At 70.3% G+C, this 15,708-nt stretch carries 16 protein-coding genes and 1 riboswitch; of the genes, 9 read left to right on the forward strand and 7 right to left on the reverse strand.

The genetic code is table 11. The features are described from left to right. The first annotated feature begins 55 nt into the window (after nucleotides 1–55). The 3 genes from glgB (at nucleotide 56) to FHR90_RS10095 (ending at nucleotide 5,976) form a co-directional block, all read left to right on the forward strand. On the forward strand, nucleotides 56–2,284 hold the full coding sequence (gene glgB, locus FHR90_RS10085; RefSeq protein WP_176623286.1) for a 1,4-alpha-glucan branching protein GlgB: 2,229 nt from the start codon (nucleotides 56–58) through the stop codon (nucleotides 2,282–2,284). After that, nucleotides 2,281–4,290 (forward strand): 4-alpha-glucanotransferase, encoded by a 2,010-nt coding sequence (gene malQ, locus FHR90_RS10090; RefSeq protein ID WP_266152640.1) that lies wholly within the window; start codon nucleotides 2,281–2,283, stop codon nucleotides 4,288–4,290. The genes glgB and malQ overlap by 4 nt, the downstream gene beginning before the upstream one ends. Nucleotides 4,291–4,467: 177 nt before the next feature. Next, nucleotides 4,468–5,976, forward strand: coding sequence for an alpha,alpha-trehalose-phosphate synthase (UDP-forming) (locus FHR90_RS10095; protein ID WP_176624357.1), 1,509 nt, complete (start codon nucleotides 4,468–4,470; stop codon nucleotides 5,974–5,976). A gap of 121 nt (nucleotides 5,977–6,097) precedes the next feature. On the opposite strand, the gene FHR90_RS10100 is transcribed toward FHR90_RS10095, so the two are convergent. After that, nucleotides 6,098–6,262: a hypothetical protein gene (locus FHR90_RS10100; protein WP_176624359.1), complete on the reverse strand. Its 165-nt coding sequence runs from the start codon at nucleotides 6,260–6,262 to the stop codon at nucleotides 6,098–6,100. A gap of 70 nt (nucleotides 6,263–6,332) precedes the next feature. Here FHR90_RS10100 and FHR90_RS10105 point away from each other — a divergent pair, with 70 nt between their 5' ends. Further along, the gene (locus tag FHR90_RS10105) at nucleotides 6,333–8,129 is read left to right on the forward strand and encodes an ABC-F family ATP-binding cassette domain-containing protein (protein WP_183275166.1); all 1,797 of its coding nucleotides are present in this window, start codon (nucleotides 6,333–6,335) and stop codon (nucleotides 8,127–8,129) included. Between the two features lie 13 nt (nucleotides 8,130–8,142). On the opposite strand, the gene FHR90_RS10110 is transcribed toward FHR90_RS10105, so the two are convergent. Then, nucleotides 8,143–8,370: a hypothetical protein gene (locus FHR90_RS10110; RefSeq protein ID WP_176624638.1), complete on the reverse strand. Its 228-nt coding sequence runs from the start codon at nucleotides 8,368–8,370 to the stop codon at nucleotides 8,143–8,145. Continuing rightward, nucleotides 8,367–9,476, reverse strand: a complete 1,110-nt coding sequence (locus tag FHR90_RS10115) for a mannosyltransferase family protein (RefSeq protein ID WP_246330190.1) — start codon at nucleotides 9,474–9,476, stop codon at nucleotides 8,367–8,369. The genes FHR90_RS10110 and FHR90_RS10115 overlap by 4 nt, the downstream gene beginning before the upstream one ends. Nucleotides 9,477–9,607: 131 nt before the next feature. Between FHR90_RS10115 and FHR90_RS10120 the strand changes: the two genes are divergently transcribed. Then, the gene (locus FHR90_RS10120; RefSeq protein WP_176624634.1) at nucleotides 9,608–9,982 is read left to right on the forward strand and encodes a DUF4870 family protein; all 375 of its coding nucleotides are present in this window, start codon (nucleotides 9,608–9,610) and stop codon (nucleotides 9,980–9,982) included. Between the two features lie 16 nt (nucleotides 9,983–9,998). On the opposite strand, the gene FHR90_RS10125 is transcribed toward FHR90_RS10120, so the two are convergent. The 4 genes from FHR90_RS10125 to FHR90_RS10140 form a co-directional block, all read right to left on the reverse strand. Next, a complete protein-coding gene (locus FHR90_RS10125) occupies nucleotides 9,999–10,463 on the reverse strand; it encodes a hypothetical protein (protein ID WP_176624632.1) in 465 nt (154 codons plus the stop codon). Further along, entirely contained in the window at nucleotides 10,460–10,753 is a 294-nt protein-coding gene (locus FHR90_RS10130) for a hypothetical protein (protein ID WP_176624631.1), read from the reverse strand. Before FHR90_RS10130 ends, FHR90_RS10125 begins: the two co-directional genes overlap by 4 nt. A 44-nt stretch (nucleotides 10,754–10,797) precedes the next feature. After that, a riboswitch (SAM-I-IV-variant riboswitch) is annotated at nucleotides 10,798–10,929 on the reverse strand. 29 nt (nucleotides 10,930–10,958) lie between these two features. Next, nucleotides 10,959–11,417 carry a DNA polymerase III subunit chi gene (locus tag FHR90_RS10135; RefSeq protein WP_176624629.1) on the reverse strand — a complete coding sequence of 153 codons (459 nt, stop codon included), beginning with the start codon at nucleotides 11,415–11,417 and terminating at the stop codon, nucleotides 10,959–10,961. Between the two features lie 12 nt (nucleotides 11,418–11,429). Next, entirely contained in the window at nucleotides 11,430–12,914 is a 1,485-nt protein-coding gene (locus tag FHR90_RS10140) for a leucyl aminopeptidase (protein WP_246330173.1), read from the reverse strand. Nucleotides 12,915–13,168: 254 nt separating this feature from the next. Between FHR90_RS10140 and FHR90_RS10145 the strand changes: the two genes are divergently transcribed. From FHR90_RS10145 to FHR90_RS10160, 4 genes are read left to right on the forward strand one after another with little or no spacing between them, the layout of a single operon-like run. Beyond that, on the forward strand, nucleotides 13,169–13,948 hold the full coding sequence (locus tag FHR90_RS10145) for a 3'(2'),5'-bisphosphate nucleotidase CysQ family protein (RefSeq protein ID WP_176626637.1): 780 nt from the start codon (nucleotides 13,169–13,171) through the stop codon (nucleotides 13,946–13,948). Next, complete coding sequence (locus tag FHR90_RS10150) at nucleotides 13,945–14,946, forward strand: L-threonylcarbamoyladenylate synthase (protein WP_183275168.1); 1,002 nt, start codon at nucleotides 13,945–13,947, stop codon at nucleotides 14,944–14,946. Before FHR90_RS10145 ends, FHR90_RS10150 begins: the two co-directional genes overlap by 4 nt. Then, the gene (locus tag FHR90_RS10155; RefSeq protein ID WP_183275169.1) at nucleotides 14,943–15,506 is read left to right on the forward strand and encodes a hypothetical protein; all 564 of its coding nucleotides are present in this window, start codon (nucleotides 14,943–14,945) and stop codon (nucleotides 15,504–15,506) included. The genes FHR90_RS10150 and FHR90_RS10155 overlap by 4 nt, the downstream gene beginning before the upstream one ends. Nucleotides 15,507–15,547: 41 nt before the next feature. Continuing rightward, nucleotides 15,548–15,688 (forward strand): hypothetical protein, encoded by a 141-nt coding sequence (locus tag FHR90_RS10160; RefSeq protein WP_176625755.1) that lies wholly within the window; start codon nucleotides 15,548–15,550, stop codon nucleotides 15,686–15,688. Nucleotides 15,689–15,708: the final 20 nt, after the last annotated feature.

Genomic DNA, 15,708 nt, shown 5'->3' on the forward strand with positions numbered 1-15,708 from the left:
GAATAAACCGTCGGCGTTCCGGCCGCGTTGACCTGCCCAACAGGGAGACCCGTCCATGAACGAGCTGACCGCCGCCTCCGCTGTCGACACACCGCATCCGGCGGCGATCGACAGCCTGCTCGCGGCGAGACACGGTGATCCGTTCTCGCTTCTCGGCCCGCATCCGGTCGAGGGCGGGCTGGTGGTGCGGGCCTTCCTGCCGGGCGCGGCGTCGGTGGAGGTCATCGCCCGCGCGACCTCGCTGACATTGTCGCAGATGACCCGCGTGCGGCCAGAGGGGCTGTTCAGCGCCCGCATTCCCGCCGATCAGGGTTACCGGTTGCGCGTCGATGACGGCGCCGGCGTCGTGCGCGTCATCGACGACCCTTATGCGTTCGGTCCCTCCCTGGGCGATCTCGACGTCTATCTGCTCGCCGAGGGGCGGCATCGCCGGCTCGGCGAGGTGTTGGGCGCCCATCCGATGACCATCGCCGACCGTTTCGGTGATGCCGTCGCCGGCACCCGTTTCGCGGTCTGGGCGCCGAATGCGCAACGCGTTTCCGTGGTGGGCGACTTCAACGCCTGGGACGGGCGCACCCTGCCGATGCGCAAGCGCGTGGAATGCGGCGTCTGGGAGCTGTTCGTTCCCGGTGTCGGCCCGGGCGCGCTCTACAAATACGAACTTGTCGGCCCGTCAGGCGAGTTGTTGCCGTTGCGCGCCGACCCCTGCGCCTGGGCGGCGCAGAAACCGCCGCAGACCGCCTCGATCGTCGCAGCCCTCACCCCGAAATGGAGCGATGGCGACTGGATGGCCAATCGCGGCGCACATCAGGCGGCCGACGCGCCGATCTCGATCTACGAGATGCACGCCACCTCCTGGCTGCCCGGCGGCGAGGCGGCGACGACCGACTGGGACGCGCTCGCCGACCGGCTGCTGCCCTACATCACCGAACTCGGATTCACCCATATCGAGCTGATGCCGATCATGGAGCACCCGTTCGGCGGCTCCTGGGGCTATCAGCCGCTCGGCCAGTTCGCGCCCAATTCCCGCCTCGGCCCGCCGGAGGGCTTCGCCCGCTTCGTCGACCGCGCCCACAATGCGGGGATCGGCATCATCCTCGACTGGGTGCCGGCGCATTTCCCCACCGACGCGCACGGCCTCGCCCGCTTCGATGGCACGGCGCTGTACGAGCACGAGGATCCCCGCGAGGGCTTCCATCAGGACTGGAACACGCTGATCTACAATCTCGGCCGCAACGAGGTGCGCGGCTTCATGATCGCCTCGGCGCTGTTCTGGCTCGAGCATTACCATGTCGACGGGCTGCGCGTGGATGCGGTCGCCTCGATGCTGTACCGCGACTACAGCCGAAAGGACGGCGAATGGGTCCCCAATCGTTACGGGGGACGTGAAAATCTCGAATCCATCGCGTTTTTGCAGGATTTGTCGCGCGCGGTGCGCGAGGATGCCCCCGGCGCGGTGCTGATCGCCGAGGAGAGCACCGCCTTCCCCGGCGTCACCCGCCCGGCGGACGAGGGCGGCCTCGGTTTCGACTTCAAGTGGAACATGGGCTGGATGCACGACACGCTGCACTACATCGAACAGCCGCCCATCTACCGCAAATGGGCGCATGGCGAGATTTCCTTCGGCCTGGTCTATGCTTTTTCCGAGCGTTTCGTGTTGCCGCTGTCCCATGACGAGGTGGTCTACGGAAAGGGCTCGATGATCGGCAAGATGCCGGGCGACCACTGGCAGCGCTTCGCCAATCTGCGCGCTTATTACGGCTTCATGTGGGGCCATCCCGGCAAGAAGCTGCTGTTCATGGGCGGCGAGTTCGCCCAGTGGCGCGAGTGGAACCATGATGCCGGGCTCGACTGGGGCGAGCTCGACCGCCCCGAGCATCGCGGCATGCAGGCGCTGATCGGCGATCTCAACGCGGCCTATCGCGCGCAGCCCGGCCTGCACCGGCGCGACCCCGATGGCGCGGGCTTCACCTGGCTCAAGCTGCACGATTCCGAGGCCAGCGTGTTCGCCTGGCTTCGCCGCGCCGAGGATGGCCGCGACCCGGTGCTGGTGGTGTGCAACTTCACCCCCGTGCCACGCCACGACTACCGCATCGGTGTGCCGCTGCCGGGCAGGTGGGTCGAGATCCTCAACACCGATGCCGAGCGCTATGGCGGCAGCAATGTCGGCAATTCGGGCTCGGCCTGGGCGGACGGACCGGGCTGGGACGACCAGCCCCATTCGCTCGCCCTGACCCTGCCGCCTCTGGCCACGCTGTATCTGGCGCCAGAGCGTCATTCGTGAGTGCGCTGCCGGAAGCGTTGCGAACCCTGTGCGAGCGGGCCGGGGTCCAGATCGGCTGGCAGGACGTGTTTTCGCGACACCATGAGGTCGCGGAGTCCGATCTGCGTGCCATTCTGGGCCATCTCGGCCTCGATGCCGGCGATGACGACGCGATCGCTGCCTCGCTCGCCCGCCTCGACCGCGAGACCGCCTCCTCGCTGCCGCTGCTGACCGCCGATCCGGGCGGGCGGGTGGCGCTGGGGCGCGACGTCGATCCCGCCCGCCCCTGCCGCCTCACCCTCGAGGACGGCACCACCCTGGAAGCCACGCTCGAGCCCGGCCCCGACGGTGCGATCCTCACCGCGCCCGGGGCGATCGGCTATCATGTCTGGGCCTGCGGCGAACATTCCGGCCAGCTCGCCGTCGCTCCGCATCGCTGCTTCGACATCGAGGACCTCGCCTCCGACCGCCACCGCCCCTGGGGCCTTGCCGTGCAGCTCTACAGCCTGCGCCGGACGGGCGATGGCGGGGTCGGCGACTATGCGGCCCTCGCCGGCTTCGCCCGCGAGGCGGCCGCCCACGGTGCGGATGCGCTGGCCATCTCGCCGGTGCACGCGCAGTTCAGCGCCGACCCCGACCGCTTCAGCCCCTACGCGCCGTCCAGCCGGGTGATGTTCAACGTCATCCACGTGGCCACGCAAACCGCCGCCCCCGCACTCGAGGCGCTCGACCTGATCGACTGGCCGGCGGTGGGGCTCGACAGGATGGCGGCCCTCCGCAGTCAGTTCGCGCACGCCCGTCAGGCCCCCGACTTCATGGCCTGGCGTGAGAGCCAGGGCGTCGCCCTCGAACGCCATGCCATTTTCGAGGCCCTGCACGAGCACCTCTGGCGCCAGCAGGGTGGCTCGTGGAACTGGCGCGACTGGCCAGAGCCCTTCCGCACCCCCGATTCCCCCGAAATCGCCGCCTTCGCCACCGAGCACGCCGACGAAGTCAGTTTCCACGCCTGGGCGCAGTATCAGGCCGGGCTTGGCCTCGCCGCCGCCCAGGGTGCCGCGCGCGAGGCCGGCATGTCGATCGGCCTGATCTCCGATCTCGCCGTCGGCACCGATCCGGGCGGCAGCCATTGCTGGAGCCACCAGCAGGAGAGCCTGATCGGCCTGTCGATCGGCGCCCCGCCCGACCTGCTGCAACCCGACGGGCAGGACTGGGGCATCACCGCCTTCTCTCCGGTCGGCCTCAGGCGCACCGGCTACCGCGCCTTCATCGAGATGTTGCGGGCCGCGATGGCGCATGCCGGCGGCGTGCGCATCGACCATGCGATGGGGCTGTCGCGGCTGTGGGTGATCCCGCAGGGCGGCAAGTCGTCACAGGGCGCCTATCTGCATTTCCCCGAGACCGACATGCTGCGCCTGCTGCGGCTGGAATCGGTGCGCAATCGCGCCATCGTGGTCGGCGAGGATCTCGGCACCCTGCCGGACGGCTTCCAGGCGCGGATGGATGAGGGCGCGATCAACGGCATGCGCGTGCTCTGGTTCGAGCGCGACGCCGATGGGGGCGGCTTCCACGCACCCTCGATCTGGTCGCACGAGGCGGCGGCGATGACCTCCACGCACGACCTGCCGACCATCTGCGGCTGGTGGCTCGGCCATGACATCGAGTGGCGCGAGCGGCTCGGCGATGGCGGCGGCGACCACCAGCGCGCCGAGCGCGACCGCGACCGCGCCCAGCTCTGGTCGGCGATGCTGGCCTCCGGGGCCGCGAATGGACCCCGCCCCCCGGGATGGGACGCCTATCCGGTGGTGGCCGCCGCCATCGCCCATACCGCCCGCGCCGCCTGTCACCTGATGCTGCTTACGGTGGAGGATGCGCTGGCGCTGATCGAGCAGCCCAACCTGCCAGGCACCACCGACCAGCACCCGAACTGGCGCCGCAGGCTGCCGCGTCCGGTCGGCCACCTGCTCGATGAAAGCGCCACCGCCGCACGTCTGGCGGTGCTCGACGCGCTGCGGCGGGACGCACGCTGAGCCGTCGAAAATTTTTTTCCCGATTGTGGCGTTTGTGCAAACCCTTGCCGCCAATTCGGCGTAATCTCGGTTCTAAAGATACTCCGATCGCGCGCCGCCACGCCTGACACCTGCCCTTACGCAGTTCCGGACGACCGCACGAGACTAGGGAGTGTCGTGTTGATGTGGGGATGGGGCATGAACAGGCTGGTGGTGGTGTCCAATCGGGTGACGATCCCGAGCGCCGGCGCGAAGGCCGGCGGGCTCGCGGTCGCCCTCAACGAGCTGATGGAGCGCCAGGGCGGGCTGTGGTTCGGCTGGAGCGGCCGCGCCTCCGACGACGCCGCCAGCACGTCGAAGCCCGCCATCGTCGACCATGGCTCGGTGCAGTATGCGACGGTCGACCTCACCCATGAGGAATACCGCCGCTACTATACCGATTTTTCCAACGGCACGCTGTGGCCGCTGATGCATTCGCTGACCGAGCAGATGCATTTCGACCGTCGCTCGCTCGCCGCCTACCGGGCCGTCAACGAGCGCCTGTCCGACATCCTGCTGCCTCTGCTGCGTCCGGACGATGCGATCTGGATCCATGACTACCACTTGCTGGCGATGCCGGCCGCCCTGCGCGCGCGCGGCGTCACCGCGCCGATCGGCTTCTTCCTGCACACCCCGTTCCCCTCGCCCGACATCCTCTCCTCGGTGCCGGATGCGGCGGTGATCATCCGCGACCTGCTCTCGGCGGATCTGATCGGGTTCCAGACCGCCAACGACGCAGAGAACTTCGCCGCCTCCGCCCATCGCATCGCCGGCGCCACCCGCCTTCCCGGCGGCTCCCTGCGCATCGCCGGCCGCGATATCCGCGTCGGCGCCTTTCCGGTGGAGATCGACCCGCAGGAGTTCGCCCGCACCGCCGAGACCGCTTCGCACAACTCCGACACACAGCGCCTGCGCCGCTCGCTCGACGGCCAGAGCCTGATCCTCGGCGTCGATCGCATGGACCCGACCAAGGGCCTGCGCCACCGCCTTGCCGGCTATCGCCGCCTGCTGGAGACCCGCCCGGCCCTGCGCCGCGCGATGACGTTCGTGCAGATCGCCGCCGAGAGCCGGCAGGAAGTCGACAACTACCAGTATCTGCGCGAGGACCTCGACCGCATGAGCGGGTCGATCAACTCCACCTTCGGCGAGGCCGACTGGCTGCCGTTGCGGCTGACCGCGCGCGGCGGCTCGCGCGACACCATCGCGGGCTACATGCGCGAGGCCCGCATCGGCCTCGTGACGCCGCTGCGCGACGGCATGAACCTCGTCGCCAAGGAATACGTCGCCGCGCAGAATCCCGACGATCCGGGTGTGCTGATCCTGTCGAAGTTCGCCGGCGCCGCCCGCCAGCTCGGCGCGGCCCTGCTGGTCAATCCCGTCGATGCCGACGAGATCGCCGATGCGCTCGACAATGCGCTGCGGATGAGCCGACCCGAGCGCCAGGACCGCTGGATGGCGCTATGGGAGACCATCAAGGACACCTCTGCCCTCGGCTGGGGCCGCAGCTTCGTCAACGCGCTCGCCGACAGCGGCGAGAGCCAGGGGGGTCGAGTGCAGCGTCCTGGCGATCTGAGCCCGGCGACCTTCCCCAATGTCGGCAGCAAGGCTGCCGACCGCCGCGGCGCCGAACTGCGCCTGGTGCCGCCGACCTCGCTGTCCGTGAACTGAACGCCGGGGCGGGGTCAGCCCGCCATGGCGGGCTTTCGGGCCAGGACCCAGAGAAAGGCGGCGTCCTCGTCGTCCTGTCGTTCGACCTGTGCGATGTCGATGGCCAACCCCGCCGATCCGATCAGTCGCAGGGTGTCGTCATCCGCGAGCTGTCCGCCTCGCACATATCAACCTCGATGAACGTCGCTTTGCGAACATGGCGCCGCGCCGCATCGATCCGCCGAAGAGAGGCCTCCGCCGCCGCATCGTAGCCGGAGGTCACCAGTCGCGGGAGTTCGTCGTCCATCGCCGGTCCTCCTGTGCCACCGGCACCGCATGATTGCCTCGCGTCCATATCATCTGGCAGGAACAGCGCCATGCCTCCCCTGCTCTCGCTGTCCGACATCACCTACTCCCTCGGCGGTCGCCCGTTGCTCGATGGCGCCGCTCTCGCCGTCGAGCCCGGCGAGCGCCTCTGCCTGGTCGGGCGCAACGGCTCGGGCAAGTCCACGATGCTGAAAATTGCCGCCGGGCAGCTCGAGGCTGATTCCGGCATCCGTTTCCTGCAGCCCGGCACCACCGTGCAGTATCTGCCCCAGGAGCCGGACCTGTCCGGCTTCGCCACCACGCGAGACTATGTGCTCGACGTGCTCGGCGAGGCGGACAGCCCGGCCCGCGGCGAGGCGCTGCTGGGACTGCTCGGCCTGACCGGCGCCGAGAACCCCGCCAATCTCTCTGGCGGCGAGGCCCGGCGCGCAGCACTGGCCCGCGCGCTGGCCCCCGAGCCCGACCTGCTGCTGCTGGACGAGCCGACCAATCATCTCGACCTGCCGGCGATCGAATGGCTCGAAGGCGAGCTCGCCTCGATGCGCTGCGCGATGGTGCTGATCAGCCATGACCGTCGCCTGCTGGAAAAGCTCGCCCGCGGCATCGTCTGGCTCGATCGTGGCCGCACCCGACGGCTGGAGCGCGGCTTCGCGGCCTTCGAGGCGTGGCGCGAGGAGGTCGAGGCGCAGGAGGAGCGCGACGCCCACAAGCTCGACCGCCAGATCGCCCGCGAAGAGGACTGGATGCGCTATGGGGTGACCGCGCGGCGCAAGCGCAATGTGCGGCGCGTCGCCGAGCTCGCGGAACTGCGCCAGAAGCGTCGTGAGGCGGTGCGCACGGGCAGCGCGTCGGCGATGTCGGCCAGCGACGGCGGGACCTCCGGCAAGCTGGTCGCGGTCGCCGAGGGTCTGGCGAAGTCCTATGGCGATCAGGTCATCGTGCGCGATCTGGACCTGCGGCTGCTGCGCGGTGACCGGCTCGGCGTGGTCGGCGCCAACGGCGCGGGCAAGTCCACCCTGCTGCGCCTGCTGACCGGGGTGGAGGCGCCCGATCAGGGCCGCGTCACCATCGGCAGCGCCTTGCAGACCGTGACCCTCGACCAGCAGCGCCGCACGCTCGACCCGGGGGCCACCCTGGCCGACACGCTGACCGGCGGGGGCGGCGACATGGTACAGGTCGGCGACGAGAAGCGTCATGTGATCGGCTACATGAAGGATTTCCTGTTCCGCCCCGAGCAGGCGCGCACCCCGGTCGGCGTGCTGTCGGGCGGCGAGCGCGGGCGGCTGATGCTGGCCTGCGCGCTGGCGCGGCCATCGAACCTGCTGGTGCTCGACGAGCCGACCAACGACCTCGATCTCGAGACGCTCGACCTGCTCCAGGAGATGCTCGCGGCCTATGCGGGCACCGTGCTGGTGGTCAGCCACGACCGCGATTTCCTCGACCGCGTGGCGACCTCGGTGCTGGTGGCCGAAGGGGATGGGCGATGGATCGAGTATGCCGGCGGTTATTCCGACATGCTGGCGCAGCGCCGTGCAGCACCCGCAGCCCGCGAGGCCCGCAGCGAGGCGAAGGCGGGCCGAGGGGGCGCGGGCGGCACCGCCGCGGCCGGGCGGGCGAAACTGTCGTTCAAGGACAAGCACGCGCTGGAGACGCTGCTCAAGCAGATCGAGGCGCTGACCGCACAGATCGAGGCCCTGCGTGCCACTCTGGCCGATCCCGGCCTGTACGGGCGCGATGCGGGTGCGTTCGCGCGCAGCAGTGCGGCCCTCGAACAGGCCGAAGCCGCGCGCGAAGCGGCCGAGGAACGGTGGCTGGAACTCGAGATCCAGCGCGAATCGCTGGGTTGAGCCCGCCGGTGCGTCACCGCCCGCCGGGCCGGCCATAGGCTCGCAGAGGCGGCATGTCGGCAGGCGAGTCCTGCACGGGGTGGGTCCTGCGCAGCTCGGCGACGAACGCGTCCACGTCGATGGCGTGAGTGATGTAATAGGCCCGCCAGACCGGGGCGACGCGCGGATGCAGCCCGAGCCAGAGTGCATACAGATCGAAGCCGAGCAGCCCCGCTGCCGCCAGCAGCTTCAGCGCCGTCACGTCAGAATATCCGAGCCGGAGAACCACAGCTCGGTCGCAAGTACCTGCCCGACCGCCATCGCCGCCAGCACCGCCCATCGGCGCCTGGGGTTGAGCTGCCAGGCCAGCGAGGCACCGACCTCGATCACCAGCGGATTGCTGAACACGAACCGCTCGATCGATGCGGCCCCGGTCGAGCCCGCCAGCAGGGCGGTGACGCCGACCACCAGCCCGACGAAGAGCCGACCGGTCCGGATCAGCCACACGATCAGCGCGATGCCGGCGATCGCGAACAGCCCCTGCGGCAGCCAGTGCCTGTGGCCGAGCGCATGCAGGATGGGCAGAATGAAGAAGCGGAACCGGCGGTGCCAGGCGATCTGCACGTGCATGAAGGCGAAGCCGTCGCCGGTGAGGTGATCAAGATAGACCACGAACACTCCGAGCCCCGCCCCGGCCGCGGCCACCAGCAGCACGCCGTCCGCCAGCCGGCGTGCAGGCGTCGATGCCGTCCGATCGCCGCCGATCCGGCCGGTGACGATGTCGTATCCTGCGATGCAGGCAGCCAGCACGAAGCCCGTCGGCCGCGCCATGCCGAGCAGGAAGAACGCCACCGCCGCCAGCCAGACCCGGCCCCGCCGCAGCGCCACCACGCCACCGATCAGCGCCACGCCGAACGCGGTCTCGGAGTACTGGGAGACGTACCAGACATTGAAGGGATACAGCACGAAGAACGCAGCCAGGAACCACGCCCCGACCGCCCTGCCCTGCAGCTTGAGATCGTCTGCGCACAGCGTGATCAGACAGGGCAGCAGTGCGATGTTAAGCGTCAGGGCCGCCATCGGCACCGGCAGATGCGTCACCCGTGCCAGCAGGCCGGCAAGCAGCGGGAACAGCGGAAAGAACGCCCAGTCGGCCTGACCGAGACGGACCGGGTCACAGAGCTGCGGGAGCGCTGCATAGCCATGCGCGGCAATGCGGTCATACCACACACAGTCCCACCGGCAGGACGCCGCCACCAGCCCGCCCCAGGGTCGGGCGAGGAGCGCGTGCAGGAGGATGGCGAGCCCGACGATCGCGACCGACGTCACGGTGGCGGCAAGCCGTTCGGCGCGGGCGTTCCTCTGCATCACGACCCTGCCACGTCCTTGATCCTCACCATGGGATCGACAGCACGGAGCCGGTCGATGCACCCTCGCAACCGTATCGCGGGCAATACCGTTTGCGACAAGTCCGCCCCCGAGCCGATGGAGCGCCTTTCATGTCAGCCACCGACCCGTTCAGCCCTGCGCCGGCCCCGAGCAGCGGCATCACGCTCCGCGGCTGGACCTGGATCGTGCAGGCGCTCTACATCGCCACCTACTTCACCGGCATCACCTGCATCATCGGGGTGGTGATCGCCTACGCCAAGCGTGCCGAGGCGGCGGGGACGGTCTATGAGAGCCACCTGATCTATGCGATCCGCAGCTTCTGGATCGGGCTGATCCTGACGGTGATCGGCACCGTGCTGATCTTTGTGGGCATCGGCGTGATCATCCTGATCCTGGCCGGCTTGTGGTGGCTGGTGCGTCTGGTGCGGCCGGTGATCGCGCTCGTCGACGACCGGCCGATCAGCAACCCGGAAGGATTCTTCTGATCGGGAGGGGTGCGCCCTATCGCGCGCAGCGGTGCAGCACCACCATTCCCTGGCGCAGGGCCGGATGGCCGCCCGGGGCGACCACCGGCGCCACCATCGCCTCGATCCTCGGAAAGAACAGGTATCGCGGTGCCGGCTCGTCGTCGTGAGCGCCGCCGAAAGCCTCGACCATCCGGTCGTCGAACGCATAGAAGAAGTACGGCCCATCGCCGCCACCCGCCCCGACCCGGAAGGCCGACTGCGCCGCGTCATTGCCCGCATCCACGGCGAACCGCGCCACGGAGGCGGTGCCGGGCATCACGATGTCGAATCCGGGATAGTGATCGGGGATCGCGGTCGCATGATGAAAGGCCACGCTGTAGGCCCCGTTCGGCGCTTCGTAGACGGCCGACCGCATTGGACAGCGCACTGCGTCCTGCGCCCAGGCCGGCACTGCGAGTGCCGTCAGAGCGGCTGCCAGCCCGATCACCGGCTTGATCATTGCCCTTCCCCCGATCGTGAGGCCCCTGCGAACCGCTGCAGCGCGTAGGCCCGCGCCGCCACCACATCGCGGCCCGAAAGGATCCGTTCGACGAACACCTCGCGCCCGAAGGTGGGCAGGCGCACCACCTGGGTGAAGGCGCCATCGATGGTCTCGACGACGATCACATGCACCTCACCGCAACGACGGCGCCAGCCGCGCCCGGGATCGGTGATGTGGCAGACCAGGGTCTCGGGGCCGAAGCCTCGACACGCGTCATCCGTCGTCTCGAAACCGGCCGCGTCGAACATCACACCTCTCCTGCTCGGAGCGGGCGGTGTTCGAGATGCGGCGGATCAACCCGTCTGGTTGCCCCGTCCCGGTCATGGGACGGCAAGGCCGCATCCCCTCCGCTCTTGCGGAAGGCGCCACCTTGCCCGGGCAGGCAGGTTGGCGTCGGGCCACCGCCCAACTCCTGATGCATGACGCTGCTCTAGGGCCAAGCTGCGCCCCGCGTCAACCGCCGCGCAGCCAGCGACCACCCTCCTGGCGGAAATAGCTCAGCGCATGCCCCGCCGCGCGGCGCTCCGTCCAGCGGGCGCGGGCCGAGGCGAGCTGCACGTCGTCATTGCCGTCGAACAGGTCGAACACCCGCTCGAATCCGTCGAAGCCGCTTGCCTCCACGCCGTCGAGCAGGAACAGGAATCGCGCCCCGGCCGGGTTGTCGTCGGCTCCGACGGTCAGCCAGATCGGCTGGATCTCCGCATGACGGGCCGCCTCGGCGTCGGCTGCACTGCCATGCGGCAGGAACAGCTCCGGCGCCTGCCACAGCGCCATATCGATCACCTTCAGCCGCTCCGCATCGCGCAGCCGCACCACCGCGCGCTCGCCGCTCGCCAGCGTGCGGTCGAGCAGCAGCGGCAGCGCGGTCTCGGCGCTGTCGCGGGTGAGGTGATAGAAGCCGATCGCCGCCACGACCGAGCCCGATCAGCCCTCGTGATGATCGGCGACGAAGCGGTCGAGCAGGCGCACGCCGAAGCCGGTCGCACCCTTCGGCGCGGTGGCGACGTCCTTGTTGCCCCAGGCGGTGCCGGCGATGTCGAGATGCGCCCACGGCGTGCTGCGGACGAAGCGCTTGAGGAACTGGGCTGCGGTGATCGCACCGCCCGGCCGGCCGCCGATGTTCTTCATGTCGGCGATGTCGGAGCGGATCTGCTTGTCATAGGCTTCGCCGAGCGGCATCCGCCACAGCTTCTCGCCCGTCGCGCGGCCGCTCGCGGCAAGCTGTTCGGCGAGCGTGTCGTCGGTGGCGAACAGTCCGGCATGCTCGTAGCCCAGGCTGACCACGATCGCGCCGGTCAATGTCGCGAGATCGACCATCAGCTTCGGCTTGAACCGCTCCTGCGCATACCACAGCACGTCGGCCAGCACGAGACGGCCCTCGGCATCGGTGTTGATCACCTCGATGGTCTGCCCCGAGGCGGAGGTCACCACATCGCCCGGGCGCTGCGCGTTGCCCGACAGCATGTTCTCGACCAGCCCGACCAGCCCGACCGCGTTGACCTTCGCACCGCGTCCGGCGAGTGCGGCCATCAGCCCGACCACCGCGCCCGCGCCGGCCATGTCGGTCTTCATCTCCTCCATGCCGCCGGCCGGCTTGATGCTGATGCCGCCGGAATCGAAGGTCACGCCCTTGCCGATGAAGGCGACAGGCGCCGCCTCCGGGTCCGGGCCGCCCCGATGGCGGATCACCACCAGCTTCGGCGGGTTGTCGCTGCCCTGGGCGACGCCGAGCAGGGCGCCGAAGCCGAGCTCGCGCATCGCCGCAGTGTCCAGCACCTCGATCTCGAGCCCGAGCTCGGAGAGTGCCGCGATACGTTCGGCGAACACCGCCGGGGTGAGGATGTTGGCCGGTTCGCTGACCAGGTCGCGGGTGATGAACGCGCCGCGCACCACCGCCTGCGCCGCTGCCCAGGCGGTGGTGGCGTGATCGGGTTCGGCGGTGTGGATGGTGATCGCGGCGAGGCGCGGCTTGTCCTCGGCACTCTCCCGCGTGCGGTAGCGGTCGAAGCGATAGTGACGCAGTGCCGCACCGGTGGCGACCGACACCGCGAGCGCGCTCGGCACCGCCTCGGCGACGATCACGGCGCGGGCGGTGTCGGCGAGGCTGGCGGCCGCGATGCCGCCGGCACGCTCCGCGGCGGCGGCATCGAGCTCGCCCTGCGCACCGAGCCCGACCGCGATCACCCTCGCCAGCCCCGGCGCCGGCGCGAGCAGAGACAGCGTCTTGCCGGCGGTGCCCTTGAACTGGGCGGCGGCGATGGCGCGCGACAATGCGCCGCCGGTCGCGGCATCGAGGGCCTCGAAGCCGGGCGGCTTCGGACCGTCGGCGCTCAGCAGCAGGGCGACGCCATACGCCTCCTCGCCCTCGGCGGACGGCAGCGGCGGCGCGGCGAAACGGATGTCGAGCAAGGGGCAACTCCAGACCGGGATCGGATCACAGACCGAATGGAGCGTTATCCCCCTCGCCCACCGGCGAGGCAACCCGGCCGATCCGGAACAACCGGCGTTCACTTCTGCACGGGCTGCCCTGAGCGGACACGGGATTGCCCTTTTCGCGGGCGGCGGCGCTCGGCTATCCAGAAGGGATGAACTTCGTGCCGGCATCCGAGTCGCCATGTGACCCGCAGAACCCCTGGTCGCGGACCGCTCTCGCGCTCCCCGATATGGCCGCCGTCGGTGCGTCCGGCCGTGACGGCGAGCTGCTCGCCCTCGCCGGCCGCCTCGCGGCACGGGCGGCGGGCGAGATCATGCGCATCCGCAGCCGGGGCTTCACGACCGAGACCAAGGCCGATGACAGCCCGGTCACCGAGGCCGACCGTGCCGCGGAGACGCTGATCGTGGACGGGCTGCGCGCCCGCTTTCCGCAGATCGCGGTGATTGCCGAGGAGGAGGCCGCGGCCGGTATCTCGATCATTCCCGGCGACGAGTACTGGCTGGTCGATCCGCTCGACGGCACGCGCGAATTCGCCGCCGGGCGCGACACCTTCACCGTCAATATCGGCCTGGTCCGTGACGGCCGGGTGGTGCTTGGCGCCGTGGCCCTGCCGGCCTTCGGGCAGCTCTACACCGGCGGGACGATGGCCCCGGCGCGCCGCTTCGATGCGACGGGCATGCATCCGATCAGCGTGCGCGCCGCCCCCGAAGCCGGGCTGACCATCCTCGCGTCGCGTCATTATGCCGACGATCCCGCACTGGCCGCCTTCATCGCCGCGCGGCCGGTGGCCGAACGGCGCAATTTCGGCTCGGCGGCGAAGTTCATCCGCCTCGCGGAGGGTGAGGCCGATCTCTACCCGCGTCTGGGTCCGACCATGGAATGGGACACCGCCGCCCCGCAGGCGATCGTGGAAGCCGCCGGCGGCCGGGTGCAGACCTTCGACGGCGACGTCCTCGCCTACGGCAAGCCGGAGTGGCGCAACCCGCCCTTCCTGTGCCTCGGCGCATGAGATCGCGTCCGACCCTGCGCCTCGCGGCCGACACCGGCGGCATCGCGACCGCGGCAGCATTGCTGCGCGACGGCCGGCTGGTGGCGTTCGGCACCGAGACGGTCTACGGGCTGGGCGCGGATGCCAACAGCGGCGACGCGATCGCCGCCCTCTACGCCGCCAAGGGACGGCCGTCGCACAATCCGCTGATCGTGCACCTCGCCACCACGGAGGCGGCCTTCGCGCTCGTCCGTCCCGACCCGCGCGCGACCGCGCTGGCCGAGGCTTTCTGGCCCGGCCCGCTCACCCTGGTATTGCCGCGGCGCACCGACGTGCGGATCGCGCCGGCCGCCGCCTCCGGGCTCGACACGCTGGCGGTGCGCGTCCCCGGACCCGCCATCGCCCGCGCGCTGATCGAAGCCAGCGGATGCCCGATCGCTGCCCCGTCGGCCAACCGCTCCGGCCGCGTCAGCCCCAGCACGTCGGCGGACGTGATCGAGGAACTCGACGGTCGCATCGATGCGGTGCTCGACAGCGGCCCCTGCCCGGTCGGGGTGGAAAGCACGGTGCTCGACCTCTCGGGCGCCACAGCTCGGCTGCTGCGGCCCGGCAGCATCACCGCCGGGGCGATCGAACGGGTCATCGGACCGATCGTCTCGGGCGCCGCCCCCGGCCCGCTGCGCGGCCCCGGAGGTCTTGCCTCGCATTACGCGCCCTCGCTGCCGGTGCGGCTGGCGGCGGACGGCGCGCGGCCCGACGAGGCGCTGCTGGCCTTCGGGCCGGTCCCTGAGGCCGCTCAGGGCGCCGCCCTGGTCTGGCAGCTCAGCGAGTGTGGCGATCTCGCCGAGGCGGCCGCACGGCTCTATGCCGGATTGCGCCATCTCGACCGCGAGGGCACGCGGCTTGGCCTGCGCGGCATCGCGGCGATGGCGGTGCCGCCCGACGGGATCGGGGCCGCGATCAACGACCGCCTCAGCCGTGCGGCGACCCCGGCGACGGCCGCGAGGGGGGCTGCATGAGCGAGTTCGACCCCAAGGAGCTCAAGGTCCTCTCCGACATCCTCGCGCTGGTGCTGGAAGATCAGCCCGGACAGTCCGCCGCCGCCCTCGATGCGCTGCGCGCACGGGCGCGGCGCAACGGGCAGACCGGCGGCGCGCTGAAGAACCTCTTCGTGGCCGTCGCCCGGGAGCCGGCGCGTGCCGCGACCACGCCCAAGCCACGCACGCGGCGCTCGACCGCCTCCACCGCGGCAGCCAGGGAGGCGCCGGCCGCCAACGAGATCCAGGCCGCCCGCACCCGCATCGCCCAGCTCGCGGCGGATGTGAACAAGATGGACCTCGAGCTGCGCAACGCCTCCAGCCGAATCGACTCGCTGCGCCAGGAACTCCAGCTCACCCGCCAGTCGCGCGCCGAGCTGCAGCAGGCGCTCCAACTCGCCCACCGCACCACGCGGCCGCGCAACTATCTCTATGTGCTGGTGGGGCTGCTCGGCCTGACCATCGGCATCGCCTGCACCATGGCCGTCACCCTGCTCGACCAGCGACCGGTGGCATCGGACAATCTGCGCTATCTGAGGTAGAGGCCACCTCCCGGTCCTTGCTCCGCAGGCCGTCGAGCCAGGTGAGGTCGCTCAGATCGCCCGCGGACCACGACGACGCCACGACCGCGGGCCTGACCGGCGATCATCAGGTGATGGCCGGGGTGATGACCGTTGCGCTTGAGAATGTCGCCTTGCGGCATCTGGACATGCGCGCGCCGTGACCATAACGCGGTAGCAACGC

The sequence above is a fragment of the Endobacter medicaginis genome (assembly GCF_014192375.1).
In the GTDB taxonomy this organism is placed as follows: domain Bacteria; phylum Pseudomonadota; class Alphaproteobacteria; order Acetobacterales; family Acetobacteraceae; genus Endobacter; species Endobacter medicaginis.

Excerpts from the sequence above, each read along its gene's own strand:
- glgB (WP_176623286.1), top strand. The coding sequence starts at position 56 with ATGAACGAGCTGACCGCCGCCTCCGCTGTCGACACACCGCATCCGGCG.
- FHR90_RS10095 (WP_176624357.1), top strand. The coding sequence starts at position 4,468 with ATGAACAGGCTGGTGGTGGTGTCCAATCGGGTGACGATCCCGAGCGCC.
- FHR90_RS10100 (WP_176624359.1), bottom strand. The coding sequence starts at position 6,262 with ATGGACGACGAACTCCCGCGACTGGTGACCTCCGGCTACGATGCGGCG.
- FHR90_RS10105 (WP_183275166.1), top strand. The coding sequence starts at position 6,333 with ATGCCTCCCCTGCTCTCGCTGTCCGACATCACCTACTCCCTCGGCGGT.
- FHR90_RS10115 (WP_246330190.1), bottom strand. The coding sequence starts at position 9,476 with ATGCAGAGGAACGCCCGCGCCGAACGGCTTGCCGCCACCGTGACGTCG.
- FHR90_RS10120 (WP_176624634.1), top strand. The coding sequence starts at position 9,608 with ATGTCAGCCACCGACCCGTTCAGCCCTGCGCCGGCCCCGAGCAGCGGC.
- FHR90_RS10125 (WP_176624632.1), bottom strand. The coding sequence starts at position 10,463 with ATGATCAAGCCGGTGATCGGGCTGGCAGCCGCTCTGACGGCACTCGCA.
- FHR90_RS10130 (WP_176624631.1), bottom strand. The coding sequence starts at position 10,753 with ATGTTCGACGCGGCCGGTTTCGAGACGACGGATGACGCGTGTCGAGGC.
- FHR90_RS10145 (WP_176626637.1), top strand. The coding sequence starts at position 13,169 with ATGGCCGCCGTCGGTGCGTCCGGCCGTGACGGCGAGCTGCTCGCCCTC.
- FHR90_RS10150 (WP_183275168.1), top strand. The coding sequence starts at position 13,945 with ATGAGATCGCGTCCGACCCTGCGCCTCGCGGCCGACACCGGCGGCATC.
- FHR90_RS10155 (WP_183275169.1), top strand. The coding sequence starts at position 14,943 with ATGAGCGAGTTCGACCCCAAGGAGCTCAAGGTCCTCTCCGACATCCTC.